This window comes from Pseudomonas sp. R15(2017) (assembly GCF_002112685.1).
GTDB classification, from domain to species: Bacteria; Pseudomonadota; Gammaproteobacteria; order Pseudomonadales; family Pseudomonadaceae; genus Aquipseudomonas; species Aquipseudomonas glycinae.
The window spans coordinates 315,220-333,692 of the sequence record NZ_NEII01000006.1; the positions used below are offsets into that span (position 1 = coordinate 315,220).

Below are 18,473 nucleotides of genomic sequence, written 5' to 3' on the forward strand. Positions count from 1 at the left end.
CCCGGAGAATTTTTTTTCATTAATTTTTTGGCGTGTGATTGATTGCTCAAAAAACGAGCAAAAAACCGCTTTTTTCACTATATCTTGTGTTTTGCAACCCTTTTGCGCCGCTTCAAACACAACTGAGCCCGACCGAAGCCGGGCTGGAATCGACCCTCGATGTAGCGCTGAGTGATCCGATTCGGTGCAGTCTCAACGCATCAATTGGTGCAGCCGTTACCCATGATGCTGTAACGCAGGATGTGACGCTGACCCTTGGAGTCGTCGTACTCCATTTTCGCCGGAACAACTTCGCAGACATTCGGAACTTCGCTCATCGACACAACTTTGGCGATGTCCAGGTGAGTGGAGTAAGTGTATTCCTCGATGGCTGGTTGTTGCTGTGCGACATCAGTCGGAACCTCGTCTGCCATGGCGGTTGCGCACAGACTGCTGAGGGCCAGAACCAATAAAGCTTTCATTTGACATTTACCTTCTTGAGGTCGAGTGGGGTCACGCAACCTTTTTGGGGTTGCGTGTGGAACTTCATCGTTTTGCTTTGTTACTTCAGAACTGGATTAACGGCCTTCGTGGGGGCTGTAACCTTGTTAATCGCTTTGCCTTGTTGGCGAGGTGAATTTTAGGGAGGCGGGGCAGGGGTAAACAGACCCGGTTTTGATAAACACCTTTGGCAGATTTGGTAACAATCGCTGGATATCGTGTTGGTAATGCTTTGGCTTTCCTGAAAGACCGCGTCGCCTGAATCGCTGGCAAGCCAGCTCCCACAAGGGCTGCGAAGCATTTCGGCAAGGTATTGGCAGCGTGCCTCCGGTGTATCTGGATGTTTTGTAGGGGCTTGTTACTACCATCGTCGAATGGTTCTATACGGGCGCCCCGGCTACAACAGGGTCATACAAAAACAACTATTACACCGAGGTAGGAAAGATGAGTGCGGCTTCCCTGTATCCCGTTCGTCCCGAGGTTCTGGCCAATACGCTGACCGACGAGGCGACCTACAAAGCCATGTACCAACAGTCGGTCGTCAACCCTGACGGCTTCTGGCGCGAACAAGCCAAGCGCCTCGACTGGATCAAGCCTTTCACCACGGTGAAACAGACTTCGTTCGACGATCACCATGTCGACATCAAGTGGTTTGCCGACGGCACCCTGAACGTTTCCTACAACTGCCTCGACCGTCATCTGGCCGAGCGCGGCGATCAGGTCGCCATCATCTGGGAAGGCGACGATCCTTCCGAAAGCCGCAACATCACCTACCGCGAACTGCACGAACAAGTGTGCAAACTCGCCAACGCCCTGCGTGGCCAGGACGTGCACCGCGGCGACGTGGTGACCATTTATATGCCGATGATCCCCGAAGCCGTGGTCGCCATGCTGGCCTGTACCCGGATCGGCGCGATTCACTCGGTGGTGTTCGGCGGTTTCTCGCCGGAAGCCCTGGCCGGTCGCATCATCGACTGCCGCTCGAAAGTGGTGATCACCGCTGACGAAGGCATCCGTGCCGGCAAGAAGATTTCCCTCAAGGCCAACGTCGACGACGCGCTGACCAACCCGGAAACCAGCAGCATCCAGAAAGTCATCGTGTGCAAGCGCACCGGCGGCGACATCAAGTGGAACCAGCATCGCGACATCTGGTACGAAGACCTGATGAAAGTGGCGGGCACTGTCTGCGCGCCGAAAGAGATGGGCGCCGAAGAAGCACTGTTCATCCTTTATACCTCCGGCTCTACCGGCAAGCCGAAGGGCGTGCAGCACACCACTGGCGGTTACCTGTTGTACGCGGCCATGACTCACGAGCGCGTGTTCGACTACCGTCCGGGCGAAATCTACTGGTGCACCGCCGACGTCGGCTGGGTCACCGGTCACAGCTACATCGTCTACGGCCCGCTGGCCAACGGCGCGACCACGCTGCTGTTCGAAGGTGTGCCGAACTATCCGGACATCACCCGGGTGGCGAAGATCGTCGACAAGCACAAGGTCAACATCCTCTACACCGCACCGACCGCGATCCGCGCGATGATGGCTTCCGGCACCGCCGCTGTTGAAGGCGCGGACGGCAGCAGCCTGCGTCTGCTCGGTTCGGTGGGCGAGCCGATCAACCCGGAAGCCTGGGACTGGTACTACAAGAACGTCGGCAAGTCCCGTTGCCCGATCGTCGACACCTGGTGGCAGACCGAAACCGGCGGCAACATGATGAGCCCGCTGCCGGGTGCTCATGCGCTCAAGCCTGGTTCGGCCGCACGTCCGTTCTTCGGTGTGGTGCCGGCGCTGGTGGACAATCTCGGTAACATCATCGAAGGCGAGGCCGAGGGCAATCTGGTGATTCTCGATTCGTGGCCAGGTCAGGCGCGCACCCTGTACGGCGATCACGACCGTTTCGTCGACACCTACTTCAAGACTTTCCGTGGCATGTATTTCACTGGTGACGGTGCTCGTCGCGATGCCGACGGTTACTACTGGATCACCGGTCGCGTGGACGACGTGCTCAACGTGTCCGGCCACCGCATGGGTACCGCCGAGATCGAAAGCGCGATGGTCGCTCACCCGAAAGTCGCCGAAGCGGCGGTGGTCGGTGTGCCGCACGACATCAAGGGGCAGGGCATTTATGTCTACGTCACCCTGAAGAACGGCGAAGAGCCGAGCGAGCAACTGCGTCTGGAGCTGAAGAACTGGGTGCGCAAGGAGATCGGACCGATCGCTTCGCCGGACGTGATCCAGTGGGCGCCGGGGCTGCCGAAGACCCGTTCGGGCAAGATCATGCGCCGTATCCTGCGCAAGATCGCTACGGCTGAATACGAAGGGTTGGGCGACATCTCCACCCTGGCGGATCCGGGTGTGGTGCAGCATCTGATCGATACGCACAAGACCATGAACGTCGCGTAAGCGGCGGGTCTGAAGGCTGAAAAGCCCCGTCCGGCATTGCGCCGGGCGGGGCTTTTTGTTGTCTGGAGTTTAGGGGTTGTTAGTGCTGGCCCCTTCGCTGGCAAGCCAGCTCCCACAGGGATCTCCGTTGCTCCCGCAACCTCCAGCACACCACAAAACCTGTGGGAGCTGGCTTGCCAGCGAAAGCGGTTTGTCATGCAAAGCTGCAACCCTCTGATGGAACAAAAAATCAGCAGCCAATAATTATCGAATTGCTCCGTCAGCCCATTCCCACTGTTACCCGTCCGCCTTCAAGTAACCGAATGTGTAACCGCCTGCTCCGCAACGGGGCAATGAGAAACGCATCGCCCCGTTTTAGAGCCTCAAAACCCGCGGTGAAAAATAAGACATAACCCCGCGCTTGCCGGATTAGAAGGGTTTGCGAATAATAGGCCCGCAATTTGCAGCATAGATCGGTTCACTGTCTTTCGCTCTTGCATGAAATTGCAGGGCTGTCAATGTGCTCAAGCGGGTTTCTCGGTGCATCTGTAATTAGTTGTCGCATTGAAGAAATATCGGCTTCGGGCCTGTCGTTAGAATGCCGATCACTCGCTCGTCGTGGCTTGCGTTGAAGCCTTCGCGGTTTTGACTGGAATTGTCCGACGCACGCAGCAACCGATGTCGTTACACCCATTCGCATATTGGGCTGTCGCTCACTCTGCCGTTTTTGCCCTTTACCGATGGAGTCCCAAGATGAAGAAACTTGTGCTGCTTGGCGCCCTGGCACTGTCCGTGCTGTCCCTGCCGACATTCGCCGATGAAAAGCCTCTGAAAATCGGTATCGAAGCGGCTTACCCTCCATTCGCCTCCAAAGCGCCGGACGGCAGCATCGTCGGTTTCGACTACGACATCGGCAACGCGCTGTGCGAAGAAATGAAGGTCAAGTGCCAGTGGGTCGAGCAAGAGTTCGACGGTCTGATCCCGGCACTGAAAGTGCGCAAGATCGACGCGATCCTGTCGTCCATGTCGATCACTGAAGATCGCAAGAAGTCCGTGGACTTCACCAACAAGTACTACAACACCCCGGCCCGCCTGGTGATGAAGGAAGGTACTCAGGTCAGCGAAGGTCTGGCTGAGCTGAAGGGCAAGAACATCGGCGTGCAACGTGGTTCGATCCACGAGCGTTTCGCCCGCGAAGTCCTGGCCCCGCTGGGTGCCGAGATCAAGCCTTACGGTTCGCAGAACGAAATCTATCTCGACGTGGCCGCCGGCCGCCTCGACGGCACCGTGGCGGACGCTACGCTGTTGAATGACGGCTTCCTGAAAACCGACGCCGGCAAAGGCTTCGCGTTCGTGGGCCCGGCGTTCACCGACGTCAAATACTTCGGCGACGGCGTAGGCATTGCGGTACGCAAGGGCGACGCCCTGAAAGACAAGATCAACACCGCCATCGCGGCCATCCGCGAGAACGGCAAGTACAAGGCAATCCAGGACAAGTACTTCGACTTCGACATTTACGGCAAGTAAAGACGTCGCTCGACCCGTCCGAAATGGCGCAAGCAACAGGATCTCTGCGGTTTGCGCCATTTTTTCATCCCAACTTTCGAGGACCTGAATCATGTTGAAAGGCTACGGGGCTGTCATCCTCGATGGCGCTTGGCTGACGCTTCAGCTCGCCTTGTCGTCCATGGCCCTGGCCATCGTTCTCGGGCTGATCGGCGTCGCGTTGCGCCTGTCGCCGGTGCGCTGGCTGGCGTGGCTGGGCGATCTGTATTCCACGGTGATTCGCGGGATTCCCGACCTGGTGCTGATCCTGCTGATCTTCTACGGCGGTCAGGACCTGCTCAACCGCGTCGCACCGATGCTCGGCTATGACGACTACATCGACCTGAACCCGCTGGCCGCCGGTATCGGCACCCTCGGTTTCATCTTCGGTGCGTACCTGTCGGAAACCTTCCGCGGCGCGTTCATGGCGATCCCCAAAGGTCAGGCCGAAGCGGGCATGGCGTACGGCATGAGCAGCTTCCAGGTGTTCTTCCGGGTGCTGGTGCCGCAGATGATTCGTCTGGCGATTCCGGGCTTCACCAACAACTGGCTGGTGTTGACCAAGGCCACCGCGCTGATTTCCGTGGTCGGTCTGCAAGACATGATGTTCAAGGCCAAGCAGGCGGCCGACGCCACCCGCGAGCCTTTCACCTTCTTCCTCGCAGTGGCGGCGATGTACCTGGTGATCACCAGTGTCTCGTTGCTGGCGCTGCGTCACCTTGAGAAGCGCTACTCGGTAGGCGTAAGGGCGGCTGATCTATGATCTTCGACTACAACGTCATTTGGGAGGCCCTGCCGCTGTACTTCGGCGGTCTGGTCACGACCCTCAAGTTGCTCGCGCTGTCGCTGTTCTTCGGTCTGCTCGCGGCCCTGCCGCTGGGGCTGATGCGCGTATCCAAGAACGCTGTGGTCAATGGCGCAGCCTGGCTCTACACCTACGTGATTCGCGGCACGCCGATGCTGGTTCAACTGTTCCTGATCTACTACGGTCTGGCCCAGTTCGAAGCGGTGCGCGAGAGCTTCCTCTGGCCGTGGCTGTCCAGCGCAACGTTCTGTGCGTGCCTGGCGTTCGCGATCAACACCAGCGCCTACACCGCCGAAATCATCGCCGGCAGCCTGAAGGCCACGCCGAACGGCGAGATCGAAGCGGCCAAGGCCATGGGCATGTCGCGCGTCAAGATGTACAAGCGCATCCTGCTGCCATCGGCCCTGCGCCGGGCGCTGCCGCAGTACAGCAACGAAGTGATCATGATGCTGCAGACCACCAGTCTGGCGTCCATCGTGACCCTGATCGACATCACCGGCGCGGCCCGCACCGTCAACGCGCAGTTCTACCTGCCGTTCGAGGCGTACATCACCGCCGGCGTGTTCTACCTGTGCCTGACCTTCATTCTGGTGCGCCTGTTCAAGCTGGCCGAGCGTCGCTGGCTGAGCTACCTGGCCCCGAGGAAGCACTGATATGGAACGCATCGACCACGTTCTGCCGTGGAGCCACCTGGGCAGCGAGCGCCGGATTTCGGTGTTCAGCTTTGGAAATAGAGAGCGCAGTGGTGGGCGCAAGGCCTACATCCAGGCCAGCCTCCACGCTGACGAACTGCCCGGCATGCGCACCGCCTGGGAACTGAAAAAACGCCTCGGCGAACTCGAAGCCAAGGGCCTGCTCAACGGCGTCATCGAGCTGGTGCCAGTGGCCAACCCGCTGGGTCTTGGCCAGTTGCTGCAAGGCAACCATCAGGGCCGTTTCGAGGCCGGCAGCGGCAAGAATTTCAACCGTGATTTCGTCGAGCTCAGCGCCCCGGTGGCCGCCAGGCTGGAAGGACAACTCGGTGATGATCCGCACGCCAACATCCGTCTGATCCGTCAGGCGATGGCCGACCATCTGGCCGAATTACCTGAGGCGAGTAGCCAGTTGCAAGGCATGCAGCGCATCCTGCTGCAACACGCCGCCACCGCCGATGTGGTGCTGGATCTGCATTGCGATTGTGAAGCCGCGCTGCACATGTACGCGTTGCCGCAGCACTGGCCGCAGTGGCGTTCGCTCGCTGCGCACCTGGACGTGAAGGTCGGCCTGCTGGCGGAAGATTCCGGCGGCAGCTCGTTCGACGAAGCCTGTTCGCTGCCGTGGCTGCGTCTGTCGCGTCTGTTCCCGGACGCGCAAATTCCACTGGCGTGCCTGGCGACCACCGTCGAACTCGGCGGTCAGGCTGACACCACGCCGGCGCAGGCCGAAGCCTGGGCTGAAGGCATTCTGGCGTTCCTCGCCGAGCAGGGCCTGATCCGTGGCGAGTGGCCGAGCGCGGCGCACGAACCATGCGAAGGCATGCCGTTCGAAGGCACCGAAATGCTCCTGCCGCCGCATCCCGGTGTGGTGAGTTTTCTGCGCAAGCCCGGCGAGTGGGTTGAAGCCGGTGACAAGATTTTCGAAGTGATCGATCCGCTGTCGGATCGGGTCAGCACGGTCTGTGCTGGTACGTCCGGGGTGCTGTTTGCCATTGAGCGGCTGCGTTACGCCCAACCCGGTTTCTGGCTGGCCAAAGTGGCGGGGCGCGATGCGCTGCGCGACGGCCCTTTGCTCAACGACTGACTGTTTTTGTGAGAACCGACCGCATGTACAAACTTGAAGTCCAAGACCTGCATAAACGCTATGGCAGTCACGAAGTGCTCAAGGGCGTTTCCCTGAAAGCGGCCGCCGGCGATGTGATCAGCATCATCGGCTCCAGTGGCTCCGGCAAAAGTACTTTCCTGCGCTGCATCAACCTGCTCGAGCAGCCGCACGCGGGCAAGATCCTGCTCAACAACGAAGAGCTGAAACTGGTGGCGAACAAGGACGGCGCGCTGAAAGCCGCTGATCCGAAACAGCTGCAACGCATGCGTTCGCGCCTGTCGATGGTGTTCCAGCACTTCAACCTGTGGTCGCACATGACCGCGCTGGAAAACATCATGGAAGCGCCAGTTCACGTGCTGGGCGTGTCCAAGGCCGAAGCCCGCGAGAAAGCCGAGCACTACCTGAACAAGGTCGGCGTGGCTCATCGTAAGGATGCGTTCCCGGGGCACATGTCCGGTGGCGAGCAGCAGCGCGTGGCAATCGCCCGTGCTCTGGCGATGGAACCGGAAGTGATGCTGTTCGACGAACCGACTTCCGCCCTCGACCCGGAACTGGTCGGCGACGTGCTGAAAGTCATGCAGGCCCTCGCTCAGGAAGGCCGGACCATGGTGGTGGTGACCCACGAAATGGGCTTCGCCCGTGAAGTGTCGAACCAGTTGGTGTTCCTGCACAAAGGCGTCGTGGAAGAAAGCGGCAACCCGCGTGAAGTGCTGGTCAATCCGCAATCGGAACGTTTGCAACAATTCCTCTCGGGCAGCCTCAAGTAATCAGGGCTGCCGTTGTGCACCGAGATAGTGCATGCTTCGCAGCCTTGAGGCCGGTCTCGATTCCTGTGGGAGCTGGCTTGCCAGCGATGGCGTCCTGCCAGATTGCATTTCTGGGACAGACACACCGCTATCGCTGGCAAGCCAGCTCCCACAATTGATCTTTGCTGGTTTCGCGATTTGTGTTCATTTTCGGGCTAGCATTGGCCCTTGCCTTCATCACCGTTATTCGCTTCGGATCGCCCGCCCATGACTGCCCATCGAATTGGTTTCCTGATTTGGCCCAGCACTAAAGCTCTGACTTTGGCGCTGGCAGAGGAGGCCTTGCGTGTTGCCCAGCGTGTGCATCCGGACGTGGTTTACGAGTTGTCGTTCCTGCAGGCCGAAGCACCGGCCGAAGGTGAATGGCAACTGCCCGGCGAACCTTGGGCCGGCAAGCTCGAAAACTTCCAGAAACTGTTCCTGCTCGCCGATGAGCCACCGACCACGTTGGCGCCGGCTCTCAGCAGCGCGCTCAAGCAACTGGTGCGCGCCGGTTGTGTGATCGGCGGACTGTCGGCCGGTGTGTATCCGCTGGCGCAACTCGGTCTGCTCGACGGTTACCGCGCGGCGGTGCACTGGCGCTGGCAGGACGATTTCGCTGAACGCTTCCCGAAAGTCATCGCCACCAGCCATTTGTTCGACTGGGATCGCGATCGCCTGACCGCATGCGGCGGCATGTCGGTGCTCGATCTGTTGCTGGCGGTGCTGGCCCGTGATCACGGTGCGGAACTGGCCGGTGCGGTTTCCGAAGAACTGGTGGTCGAGCGCATCCGCGAAGGCGGCGAGCGTCAGCGCATTCCGTTGCAGAACCGTCTCGGCTCCAGCCATCCGAAGCTCACCCAGGCGGTGCTGCTGATGGAAGCCAACATCGAAGAGCCGCTGACCACCGACGAGATCGCCCAGCATGTGTGCGTGTCCCGTCGCCAGTTGGAGCGGATCTTCAAGCAATACCTCAACCGCGTGCCGAGCCAGTACTACCTGGAACTGCGCCTGAACAAGGCCCGGCAGATGTTGATGCAGACCAGCAAGTCGATCATCCAGATCGGCCTGTCGTGCGGATTCTCGTCGGGGCCGCATTTCTCCAGCGCCTATCGCAACTTCTTCGGCGCCACGCCGCGCGAAGACCGCAACCAGCGGCGCAGCAGCAGTCCTTTTGAACTGTCGTCGGTGCCGCCAGAGCGCGGTTGACCGCTGAGCCGCAGCGCCATGGAGATCGACTCCATGGCGCTGGCGTTTCAAATGTCTTTCAATCTTCGATTTCGGCACTGGGGCGAGTTTGCACCTGTGGATGTTCCATTACGTCGTCAACGTTCAGGGTCATCCCCGTTTCCTGGTAGTAAGCCCGAATTCGCTGCATGGCCTGGGCGGAGAAGGGATTGCCGTACAGGTCGTAGCGATCGCCGTCGTGGGCAGGCACCTCCATGAGTGCATCGGGCATTTCAGTAATTTCATTGCCCGACAGATCCACTTCCATCCAGTTGAGATTCTCCAGTACACCCTTGGGAATTTCCCTGATGCCGGTGGTGCTCAGGTCCAGATCGGTGAGGTTCTGCAAATTGCTGAGGTCAGGTGTCAGTCCGAGCGGGTTATTGTGCAGATGCAGCAGATCAAGTTGTTCCAGACTCGCCAGCCCGGCCACGTCCTGCGGCGATAACGTGAGATTGCAGGTCGGCAGGCTCAAGGTGGTGAGTCGCTTCATCCGGAACACGGCTTCGGGGATGGAGGGCAGGTCGTAACCTTGAATATCGACGCTTTCAAGGTGGGTAAAGGCCTCGAGGAATCGACCGATCCGCGGCGAGTGATCACTGGTGCTGACCAGATAGAGATCCGAAACGTGGCCGAAGTCGGCGGTCAGTGTTGGCAACTCCCCCATGATCGGCAGCCTGAACGCAAACTGGTGGTCACTGGCGTCTGCTCCTTCGACCGGGGTTTTGCGCCAGCAAGTCAGCAATGCTTCTCGCAATGCCGTTCTGATTTGCTCTTGCATCAGGCGCTGGTCCGCTGGGAGTGGCAGCCCGGTGACCGGGTGAACGGGTATGTCGTTTTCCCAGGCGGCAAGATCACCCAGCAGTTGCTCGAGTTCGGCTTCCCGGCGTGCCAGCTCGATCCGGCCATCGGCCAGTGTGCCTTCGAGGTGATAGATGAAATCACTGGCCTGTTTATCGCTCAGGGCCGGGTAGAGCGTCTGGACGCGTGCGATGTCCGACGGCTCGGCCAGCACGCCAAGGTCTTCCCCGGTTCGGCGGAAGTAGTCCTTGATGCGCTCGCGGGTGGCCGCGTCCAGCGGATTGTCGCCCAGGTCAATGCCGTTGCTGGCGGAGGCAGGCAAATCGAAGAGCTCGGCGGGCAGTTCGGTCACGCGATTGCCGCTGAGGATGGCGGTTTCCAGCCAGGGAGGATCCAGCAAACTCGATGGCAGCCGGGTAATCCCGGTGTTCGACAGATCGAGAAATTCCAGTTCCGGCAGGTCGCGGATATCCGGCAGCCGGCCCAGCGGATTGCTGTAAAGATCGAGTCTGACCAGTTGTTTGAGTGACGCCAGCGTGGCGCTGCCCTTGTCATCCAGTACTACCCCGCAGTTGCTCAGCACCAATTGCTGAAGATCCGGCATTGCGGTCAGTGCGGGTGGCACCTCGGTCAATGCCAGATCTCGCAATTCGAGCGAGTCGAGGCCGGTGAACCCTCGCAGGAAGCCTGTGCCTGCCCGTAGTTGAGCATTGCCGGTGATCGATAATGTTGTCACGTGAGAAAAGTCGGCACTCAAGTCCGGCAGGTCACCGATGAAGGCCGGATTCAGGTTGAGCACCTTGCTTCGCCGCTCGGGGTGTTCGCGAGACCTTTCGCGCCAGAACGATTCGATCTCCTGTCGGAACATCCTGCGACTGGCCTGCTCTGCGGATCGATCACTGGCGGTCAGCTCGATGCTGCTTGCCGGATAACGATCAGGGACGTCTGTCACCCATTTTTCGAGGTCACCTTCAAGCTGCCGCAGTTCGGTCTCCCAGCGCCCGATCTGTAATCGACCGAAGTCGAGAGTTCCCGGCAGCAGGTACAGCACTCGATTGGCGTCATCATCGCTCAGGGATGGAAACAGCTCACGGATCCGCTCGAGGTCTTCTCGAGGCATTGAAACGCCGAAGTGCTGTCTGAACTGCTGGTAACAGAGCTTGATGCGTTCCCGCGTGGTGGATGACAGCGGGTTGTCGGCGAGGCTGAGTTGCTTGGGTGGGCGGGCGGAAATATCGAAAAGGATGTCGGGCAGATCGCGGATCCGGTTGCGTTCGAGCATGGCGATGAGCAGTCGTGGATGACCGAGCAAACCGTCGGGCAGGCTCGAAATCCCGGTATCGATCATGCGCAGTTGCACCAGGGCCGGCAGCGCTTCGAGGGGCGGGTGGGCGCCCAGCGGGTTTCGGCTCAGATTCAAATACCGAAGATTTTCAAGAGACGACAGGGATGTGCGGCTTTGCGGGGTCAGCGTCAATCCACAATGCTCCAGAACCAGGCGCTGCAGTGAAGGCATGCGCATGGACGTCAGCGGGTTCTGGCCCAGGTTGAAATCGTGCAGTTCCAGGTGGCGCAAGGTGTTGAAGGGTTGCAGGAAACCGTCGACGTTGCCGAGAGCGTCATGCCCTGTGAGTGAGACTTCGCGGATGTGGCTGAAGTCGGTCGTCAGGGTGGGCAATTCGCCGATGAATGTCACACGCGCTACCAGTGAATCGCCCCGCTGCCTGGGGTTTTCCGGCATTCGTGAGCGCCACAGTGTTTGCAACTGTTCGGCAAACGCTGTTCGTGCCGAATGTTCGGCGAGGAACTCCCGCGGTGAGAGGGGTTGATGGCTGAAAGGATGCTCGTGGGGAACTGCCATTTTCCATTGCGACAGATCGGCGGTGAGTTGCTCGAGCTCGGCTTTCCAGTGCCTGAGCTGGCGGCGTCCGTGTTCCAGGTCACCGGGTAACCCGTAAAACACCTCGCTGGCCTCTTCGCCGTCCAGGTCGGGAAACAGCGCCTGGGTGGCATCGATGTCAGCCTGTTTGGCGACCACGCCGAAATCCATACCGGTGTCGCGCGAGTAACGTTTGATCCGTTCCAGTGTGTCGGCGGTCAACGGATTGCCGGAGAAATCGAATCCTGCGCTGGCTTCGGCGGGCAGGTCAAAGAGCGCCTCGGGCAACTCGCTGATCCGGTTATCACTGACAATGGCCGTTTTCAATCTCGGATGTCCGGCCAATCCGGGAGGAACATCGCTGATGCCTGTGCGAGAGAGGTCCAGATACATGAGCGCTGGCAGACTGCCTGCGTCGGGCGCACTGCCCAGCGGGTTGTTGGGCAGTTCGAGTGATTCAAGCTCGCGCATCCCCGCCAGTGCAAGCTGCAGCTCGCCAGTCAAGGTCACGCCGCAGTTGTTGAGAACCAGGGTATCGAGCACGGGCAGGGCCGCCAGGGACTGTGGCAGTTGTTCAAGTGCAAAGTCATGCAGGATCAGGCGTTTCAACCGGGGAAAGCTGCGCAAAAAGGGTGAGGTGGCACGTATTTGTTTGTTCCCGTTGAGCGACAGTGCGGTGATGTGGCTGAAATCCGCCGACAGCTCCGGCATGTCACCGATGAAATTGGCTTGCGCCGATAACACATCCGCTCTCGTCAGCGGATGTGCCGTCGAGCGGTGACGCCACAGCCGCTCAATTCTTCCGGCGAAAACTTCTCGCTCATAAAACTGATTGAAGTGTTCGTTGGGCGTCAGCAGTTCACCCGTGGACGGATCGCGATTGGGTGTGTCCCGCGCCCATGTGGCCAGCTCGCTGGTCAGCCGGGTTATTTCGCTCTCCCAGCGATCCAGTTGAAGCCGACCCTGTAACAGCGAGCCGGGCAGGCTGTAAATCAGTTCGCTGGATTGACGGTCATTCAGGTCGGGAAACAGTGCCTTGATCCGGTTTATATCCGTTTGCTCGGGACGAACGCCCAGATCGCTGCCGGTCCGGTTGAAGTAGATCTTCACGTTTTCACGGGTCGCAGCAGAAAGCGGGTTGCCGAAAAAATCGTACCCTGCGGTGGAAGCAGCCGGCTGTTCGAACAAGGCATCGGGCAGTGTGGTGATCTGGTTATCGGTAAGCCATGCGCTGGTCAGGCGCGGGTGATCCAGGACGCCGCTGGGGATTTCGGAGAGGCCGGTACTGGAAAGGTTCAGATGCGTCAGGTTCGGCATGAAGGTGAAGTCGAATGTCACACCCAGTGGATTGCCTTCCAGATCCAGTGCGGTCAGCCCGTTGAGGCTCGACATGATCGACCGGTTTTCCGGTGTCAGGACGACGCCACAGTTTTGCAGTGTCAGCTGTTTCAGACCTGCGAGCGTTGTCAGGCGCGGCGGCAGATTGTGCAGGTCGAAGTCGCGCAGTTCCATGCGTACAAGTCCCGAAAAACTTTCGAGGAAGTGGTCAAGGGCACCGGGCTCGCCGCTGCCGATCAGTTCAAGATTGTCGACGTGGGAAAAGTCGGCCGTCAGGGCAGGAAGGTTGCCCACGATCGGCTGTGAAAAACGCATCTGGTAACCATGCGGGCCATGCATCTCTCTGCGCCAGCAACTACGCAGGTCGTTGGCGAACGTCTGGCGATCACGGATGGCGGCCATCTGTTGGTCATCCGTTCGACGGAGGCCATCAGCCGGGTTGATCTCCGGCAGGTCGAACAGCCATTGATTGAGATCGCTGTCGAGTTGTGCGTATTCCAGCTGAAGCCGGGACAGTTCGGCGATCGCGCCGTTCGGATGGTTGGCCAGGCGCTGCGCCATGGCGATTCGTTCGACTTCAGGCATTCTCGGGTAGATCTGTCTGATCCGGTTGTCCAGCGTGCGGGGTGCTCGCAGCGCCGGTGGCGGGTTGCGTGAATAGCCGTCCGTGCCCAGCAACCGCAAGGTATCCATGACGGGAGGCGGCACGGGATCGGGCGTGATTGTCAGCCGCAGGTCGGTACGTGGGAGCGGATTGTCACTGATGGCTTGTCTGAGTTTTCCCCCCTCGCCGATCTGCAGGTTCAAGGCGTTTCTTTGCGCGTCCGGCAGGGCTTGCAGGACGGCAGTGTAGAAATCGGTGGAGCCGTGCAGTTGCAGTCCCTGCTCGTCGTACGGCTGCCAGAGCCCATCGGATTTGAGCACCAGCACCTTCTGAATGGCGGCATCGACCGGGCCGGTGCTGTCGATCAACTGTCCCTGGGGATCTTGACCGCGCACTTCAAGGCGTACGTCTGCGGACCAGCCTGGCAATCGTTGCAGGCTGTGCAGCGCCAGCGTATCGGTATCAGGATTGCGCACAGAATCCAGCAACAACCCTTCGAAGGCGCGAGTGACGCGCAGTTCCTGCCTGGCATGTTCTGCCAGCGCCTGTTGCCGTTCGGGCCATTGTCCTTTGCTGATCATCACCAGTTCCGAACCGGTGGCCGTGTTCAGCAACTCTTCAGTCACCCTGGCAGGCAGCTGTGGCTCATGCAGGGCCGCACGCCTGATCAAGGGCTCGTCGCGCTGTTGGAGCGCTTGGTAGCGTTGCTCGAAAAGCGAGGTGCGCTGCTCTCGGGCGATCTGCGCCAGTCTGGCTCTGAGCTTGCGCGTGCGCGCTTCGATAGCGTGCATCTCACCGAAATCCTCTCCCAGCAGCGTATTGATTTCCGGCTCGCTGAGCGTTTGCAGCAGCGTCTTGAGGACGTCGCCATCGGACAGGCTGTCCTGCCGAATCTCGGTCACAGGAAGCTGTTCGTCGGCAGAGGATTGCCATGCAATCTCACCTTGAGCGTTGATGAAACGCAATGTCTTGCGCTGGGGCCAGGGCGTTTGCTCTGCGATAAGCCGGAGCTGGAGCAGCGGATCCGCACCTGAATAATCCTCGGGGCGGTCGCTGGCCATCCGGTCGATGAAGTCCTGCAGGTCCTGATCAATCCGGCAGCGCTGAATGCTGTCGGCCAGCAAGGGGGGCAAGCGCTCCTGGTTGACGTGCATTTTGCGCAGTGCGTCTTGCGTATAACCGCTGACCTTGAGGATCTGCTCACGTCGCACCGCAGGGAACGACTCGACGCTGTGACCGATCCGTTGCAATACGGTAGGGGCGTCCCATTCAAGCGGTCGTTCAAGCTCGGTATGAAAGGCGCCTTCGCCGTTATGGCGCACGATGGGGCGGTAGGCATCTGCCCGTGCGGGGTGTTCGATGTAGAGTTTGCCGGGATGTTCATGCGGACTGACGAGGTAATGCGCCTGCTCGAGTGGCAGCAGGCTTTCGCCCTGATAGTGATGCAGGCCCTGGCGGTCGGGCCCGGTCCCTTCGGGTGGCTTGACCTGGCGCTCGTAAGGTTTCAGATCCGGTTTCCAGTAGAGGGTTTTGCCATTGCGCAGTTTGACGGGCTGGAACCGGTCAATGAATGACATGACTTCTGCCGGCAATATTTTTGGAAGTTCTGTCAGGGCAATCCCGCCACCGAGGGCGAAAGCCCCCAGCTGGATCAATGATTCCAATGCGGTGAAAAAATGCTCGGCGGCCTCTGTAATCTGCCCTTCGGCCCAGTCGACAATCCACTCGAAGGCTTCGTCGAGAAATTGGTAGGCCATGTAGGCCATCATGATTTCTCCGAGAAACGGTACGAACGGCATCAGGACGAAGGAGGCGATCTCGAGAATCGATGACGCCACGTTGACGAATGAGTCCCAGAGCGCCCAGCGGGCGTTAGCGTCCGTCGTGGCCGTTGATACGGCGATAGTCGCTGCGTCATTGAGGATCTTGTTCAGCTTGCCCTGGTAGAGGTGTTCCCAGAGTTCTGTGGTGATGGGCGTGACGGTAAGTTGCAGTTTCGGCTTGTTTATAGGGGTGTCTCGCCAGGCAGGCAGCGGGCTTCCCGCCTCAGGCTTGTGCCATGTCACCTTGCTCAGTCGCCGGTTCAGTTCGCTGAAGAAATGACCACGTTGTTCATGGAGTACGAAACGGCTGAAGAAACGCTGATAGTCGGGGGCGCGCAATTGGCGGGTCAGTTCTTTCTCCATTTCGACGGGCGAGGCGTATTCCTTGACGGGGTGCTCGGGATCATCGGGTATGTAAGCAACCACCCGGGTCGAGGCCCTGGCCTGTTCCAGATCCGGGGTGAATATCACGATGCCGGTCAGTGTGGCCGACATCATCGTCAAGTCGTGACAGCGCAGCGGTTGACGGTCGATCCGCATGCCTTCCAGACCATCGAGCAAGCCACCGATCAGTCGAAAATATAACTCTCCGATGTCCTGGTTCATCCGTGCCAGTTGGAGGGCGGCCCTCAGTGCGGCTTTCTGACTGTCCTTGACATCGCGGGATAACACCGCAGCGGCGACCGGGCTGGTGAAACCGAGGTTGTCTTCAAGGTAGGTTTTGTAGCGGGCGCCGATGTCCAGCTCCCGGCAAAGGCTGGTGAAGGCCGGGATAGTGATTTTGCCGTTGACCTGCGGCAGCGGCTCGAACTGCCCTGTCGCAGACGGTCTGGAAATGAAGGATGAGCCACTTTCGTAAGCCCCTTGCCGTGTTTCCTTCTCTTCGAAATTGTGCAGCGCCGCCTCTACCAGCGATACGGTCCAGACCCGGGCGCCGGTTTTGATCGCAAAGCCGGACACGGTCACCGGTATGTAGAGGCGCAGGAAGGTTTCCTTGACGTCCACTTCCACGCCGAACCGGGACTTCAACGCTTGCGCAAGCAGCGGTGTTGCAAACGCGCTGGCGTCCTGCACGCGATCGAGCCTCTGATCCACGGTGTTCTGAGCGGACATGTGGTTGGCGATCGCGGCTCTCAATTCGTCGTGATCCGCCTGCGGTGCAGTCTTGATGGTGTCGGGAAGTGTCTTGCGATTGTTCTTCAGTGCCTCGCGCCTTTTGTCCGAGGCATTGCCCAGCCATGAGGGCATGGCGTTGACGAGCGGTTGATAATGAGAGGGCGGGTTGTGTCGGTCGTCGGTGTCGGCCGTGGCGCTGGCCCGATTGATCGGAGATTGCATGGTGATCCTGCCTTCGGCATCCGGAAAAGGAGCCCAGCAAATCAAATTGCTTTCGACAAAGTGCGGTACATAGATATGACATTGGCGGCTGCCGCAATTGATATCCTCTCAGGCCTGCTGCAATTGCTGGCGACGGTTTAAACTGCGCCTTTGCGACGCTATATGTCGCATTGCCGTAAACCCGGGAAAATCCGGGGTTTGCGCTATAAGAAGTTGTCGCTTGGCGGCAAGGCCGGGCACAAAACTGTCCTTACAATCCCCCCATCGCTCGCCAGTTTCAGGCGGGTGGCCCTCATCAGGAGACTCCGATGTCCGTTGAGCACGCTGCGGTACAACGCGCCGATTTCGACCAGGTTATGGTTCCCAACTACGCGCCTGCCGCTTTCATTCCGGTGCGTGGCGCCGGTTCCCGCGTCTGGGATCAGGCCGGCCGCGAGCTGATCGACTTCGCCGGCGGTATCGCCGTCAACGTATTGGGCCATGCGCATCCGGCGCTGGTCGGTGCCTTGACCGAGCAAGCGAACAAGCTGTGGCACGTGTCCAACGTGTTCACCAACGAGCCGGCCCTGCGCCTGGCGCACAAGCTGATCGACGCCACCTTTGCCGAGCGCGTGTTCTTCTGCAACTCCGGCGCCGAAGCCAACGAGGCCGCCTTCAAGCTGGCCCGTCGCGTCGCGTTCGACCGTTTCGGCACCGAGAAGTACGAAATCATCGCCGCGCTCAACAGCTTCCACGGCCGTACCCTGTTCACCGTGAACGTTGGTGGCCAGTCGAAGTATTCCGACGGTTTCGGCCCGAAAATCACCGGCATCACCCACGTGCCGTACAACGATCTGGCGGCACTGAAAGCCGCTGTTTCGGACAAGACCTGCGCGGTCGTTCTGGAACCGATCCAGGGTGAGGGCGGCGTGCTGCCGGCCGAGCTGGCTTACCTGCAAGGCGCCCGTGAACTGTGCGACGCCAACAACGCGCTGCTGGTGTTCGACGAAGTGCAGACTGGCATGGGCCGTACCGGCAACCTGTTCGCCTACCAGCATTACGGCGTGACCCCGGACATCCTGACCAGCGCCAAGAGCCTGGGCGGAGGTTTCCCGATCGCGGCTATGCTGACCACCGAAGCGCTGGCCAAGCATCTGGTCGTCGGCACTCACGGCACCACTTATGGCGGCAACCCGCTGGCGTGTGCCGTGGCCGAAGCGGTGATCGACGTGATCAACACCCCTGAGGTGCTGAACGGCGTCCATGCCAAGCACGACAAGTTCAAGACCCGCCTGCAACAGATCGGCGAGAAGTACGGCCTGTTCACCCAGGTGCGTGGTCTCGGTCTGCTGATCGGTTGCGTGCTGAGCGACGCCTGGAAAGGCAAGGCCAAGGACATCTTCAACGCCGCTGAACAAGAAGGCCTGATGATTTTGCAGGCCGGCCCGGACGTGATCCGTTTCGCCCCGAGCCTGGTGGTGGAAGACGCAGACATCGACGCCGGTCTGGATCGCTTCGAACGTGCTGCGGCGAAACTGACCCAAGCCTGATAGACCCTTCGGCGCCTGACTTGATCAGGCGCCGAACCCAATTTTGATGCCGGGCAAAATCAAATGTGGGAGCGGGCTTGCTCGCGAAAGCGGTGGGTCAGACAGCGAAAATGTTGACTGACAATCCGCTTTCGCGAGCA

10 protein-coding genes are annotated in these 18,473 nt (G+C 59.8%); 8 read left to right on the top strand and 2 right to left on the bottom strand.

The genetic code is table 11. From position 1 onward, the window contains the following. Positions 1–200: 200 nt before the first annotated feature. Positions 201–461, bottom strand: coding sequence for a DUF2790 domain-containing protein (locus tag CAF77_RS14970; protein WP_011335542.1), 261 nt, complete (start codon positions 459–461; stop codon positions 201–203). 463 nt (positions 462–924) lie between these two features. Here CAF77_RS14970 and acs point away from each other — a divergent pair, with 463 nt between their 5' ends. The 7 genes from acs (at position 925) to argR (ending at position 9,003) form a co-directional block, all read left to right on the top strand. After that, positions 925–2,880 (top strand): acetate--CoA ligase, encoded by a 1,956-nt coding sequence (gene acs / locus CAF77_RS14975; protein ID WP_007951065.1) that lies wholly within the window; start codon positions 925–927, stop codon positions 2,878–2,880. Positions 2,881–3,612: 732 nt separating this feature from the next. Further along, positions 3,613–4,386, top strand: a complete 774-nt coding sequence (locus tag CAF77_RS14980; protein WP_064383630.1) for an ABC transporter substrate-binding protein — start codon at positions 3,613–3,615, stop codon at positions 4,384–4,386. A gap of 91 nt (positions 4,387–4,477) precedes the next feature. Then, positions 4,478–5,167 carry an ABC transporter permease gene (locus CAF77_RS14985; RefSeq protein WP_007951063.1) on the top strand — a complete coding sequence of 230 codons (690 nt, stop codon included), beginning with the start codon at positions 4,478–4,480 and terminating at the stop codon, positions 5,165–5,167. Next, on the top strand, positions 5,164–5,862 hold the full coding sequence (locus CAF77_RS14990; RefSeq protein ID WP_011335540.1) for an ABC transporter permease: 699 nt from the start codon (positions 5,164–5,166) through the stop codon (positions 5,860–5,862). The genes CAF77_RS14985 and CAF77_RS14990 overlap by 4 nt, the downstream gene beginning before the upstream one ends. A 1-nt stretch (position 5,863) precedes the next feature. Continuing rightward, the gene (locus CAF77_RS14995; RefSeq protein ID WP_011335539.1) at positions 5,864–6,988 is read left to right on the top strand and encodes a succinylglutamate desuccinylase/aspartoacylase family protein; all 1,125 of its coding nucleotides are present in this window, start codon (positions 5,864–5,866) and stop codon (positions 6,986–6,988) included. A 23-nt stretch (positions 6,989–7,011) separates the two neighbouring features. Next, a complete protein-coding gene (locus tag CAF77_RS15000) occupies positions 7,012–7,776 on the top strand; it encodes an ABC transporter ATP-binding protein (RefSeq protein ID WP_003227281.1) in 765 nt (254 codons plus the stop codon). Between the two features lie 246 nt (positions 7,777–8,022). Continuing rightward, entirely contained in the window at positions 8,023–9,003 is a 981-nt protein-coding gene (gene argR, locus CAF77_RS15005) for a transcriptional regulator ArgR (protein ID WP_011335538.1), read from the top strand. 58 nt (positions 9,004–9,061) lie between these two features. On the opposite strand, the gene CAF77_RS15010 is transcribed toward argR, so the two are convergent. Next, the gene (locus CAF77_RS15010; protein ID WP_085654875.1) at positions 9,062–16,804 is read right to left on the bottom strand and encodes a dermonecrotic toxin domain-containing protein; all 7,743 of its coding nucleotides are present in this window, start codon (positions 16,802–16,804) and stop codon (positions 9,062–9,064) included. 308 nt (positions 16,805–17,112) lie between these two features. On the opposite strand from CAF77_RS15010, the gene CAF77_RS15015 reads away from it, so the two are divergent. Continuing rightward, on the top strand, positions 17,113–18,333 hold the full coding sequence (locus tag CAF77_RS15015; protein WP_011335536.1) for an aspartate aminotransferase family protein: 1,221 nt from the start codon (positions 17,113–17,115) through the stop codon (positions 18,331–18,333). Positions 18,334–18,473: the final 140 nt, after the last annotated feature.

What these genes read in the sequence shown, in the direction of transcription:
- acs (WP_007951065.1), top strand. Translation starts at nt 925, where the DNA reads ATGAGTGCGGCTTCCCTGTATCCCGTTCGTCCCGAGGTTCTGGCCAAT.
- CAF77_RS14990 (WP_011335540.1), top strand. Translation starts at nt 5,164, where the DNA reads ATGATCTTCGACTACAACGTCATTTGGGAGGCCCTGCCGCTGTACTTC.
- CAF77_RS14985 (WP_007951063.1), top strand. Translation starts at nt 4,478, where the DNA reads ATGTTGAAAGGCTACGGGGCTGTCATCCTCGATGGCGCTTGGCTGACG.
- argR (WP_011335538.1), top strand. Translation starts at nt 8,023, where the DNA reads ATGACTGCCCATCGAATTGGTTTCCTGATTTGGCCCAGCACTAAAGCT.
- CAF77_RS14980 (WP_064383630.1), top strand. Translation starts at nt 3,613, where the DNA reads ATGAAGAAACTTGTGCTGCTTGGCGCCCTGGCACTGTCCGTGCTGTCC.
- CAF77_RS14995 (WP_011335539.1), top strand. Translation starts at nt 5,864, where the DNA reads ATGGAACGCATCGACCACGTTCTGCCGTGGAGCCACCTGGGCAGCGAG.
- CAF77_RS15000 (WP_003227281.1), top strand. Translation starts at nt 7,012, where the DNA reads ATGTACAAACTTGAAGTCCAAGACCTGCATAAACGCTATGGCAGTCAC.
- CAF77_RS14970 (WP_011335542.1), bottom strand. Translation starts at nt 461, where the DNA reads ATGAAAGCTTTATTGGTTCTGGCCCTCAGCAGTCTGTGCGCAACCGCC.
- CAF77_RS15010 (WP_085654875.1), bottom strand. Translation starts at nt 16,804, where the DNA reads ATGCAATCTCCGATCAATCGGGCCAGCGCCACGGCCGACACCGACGAC.
- CAF77_RS15015 (WP_011335536.1), top strand. Translation starts at nt 17,113, where the DNA reads ATGTCCGTTGAGCACGCTGCGGTACAACGCGCCGATTTCGACCAGGTT.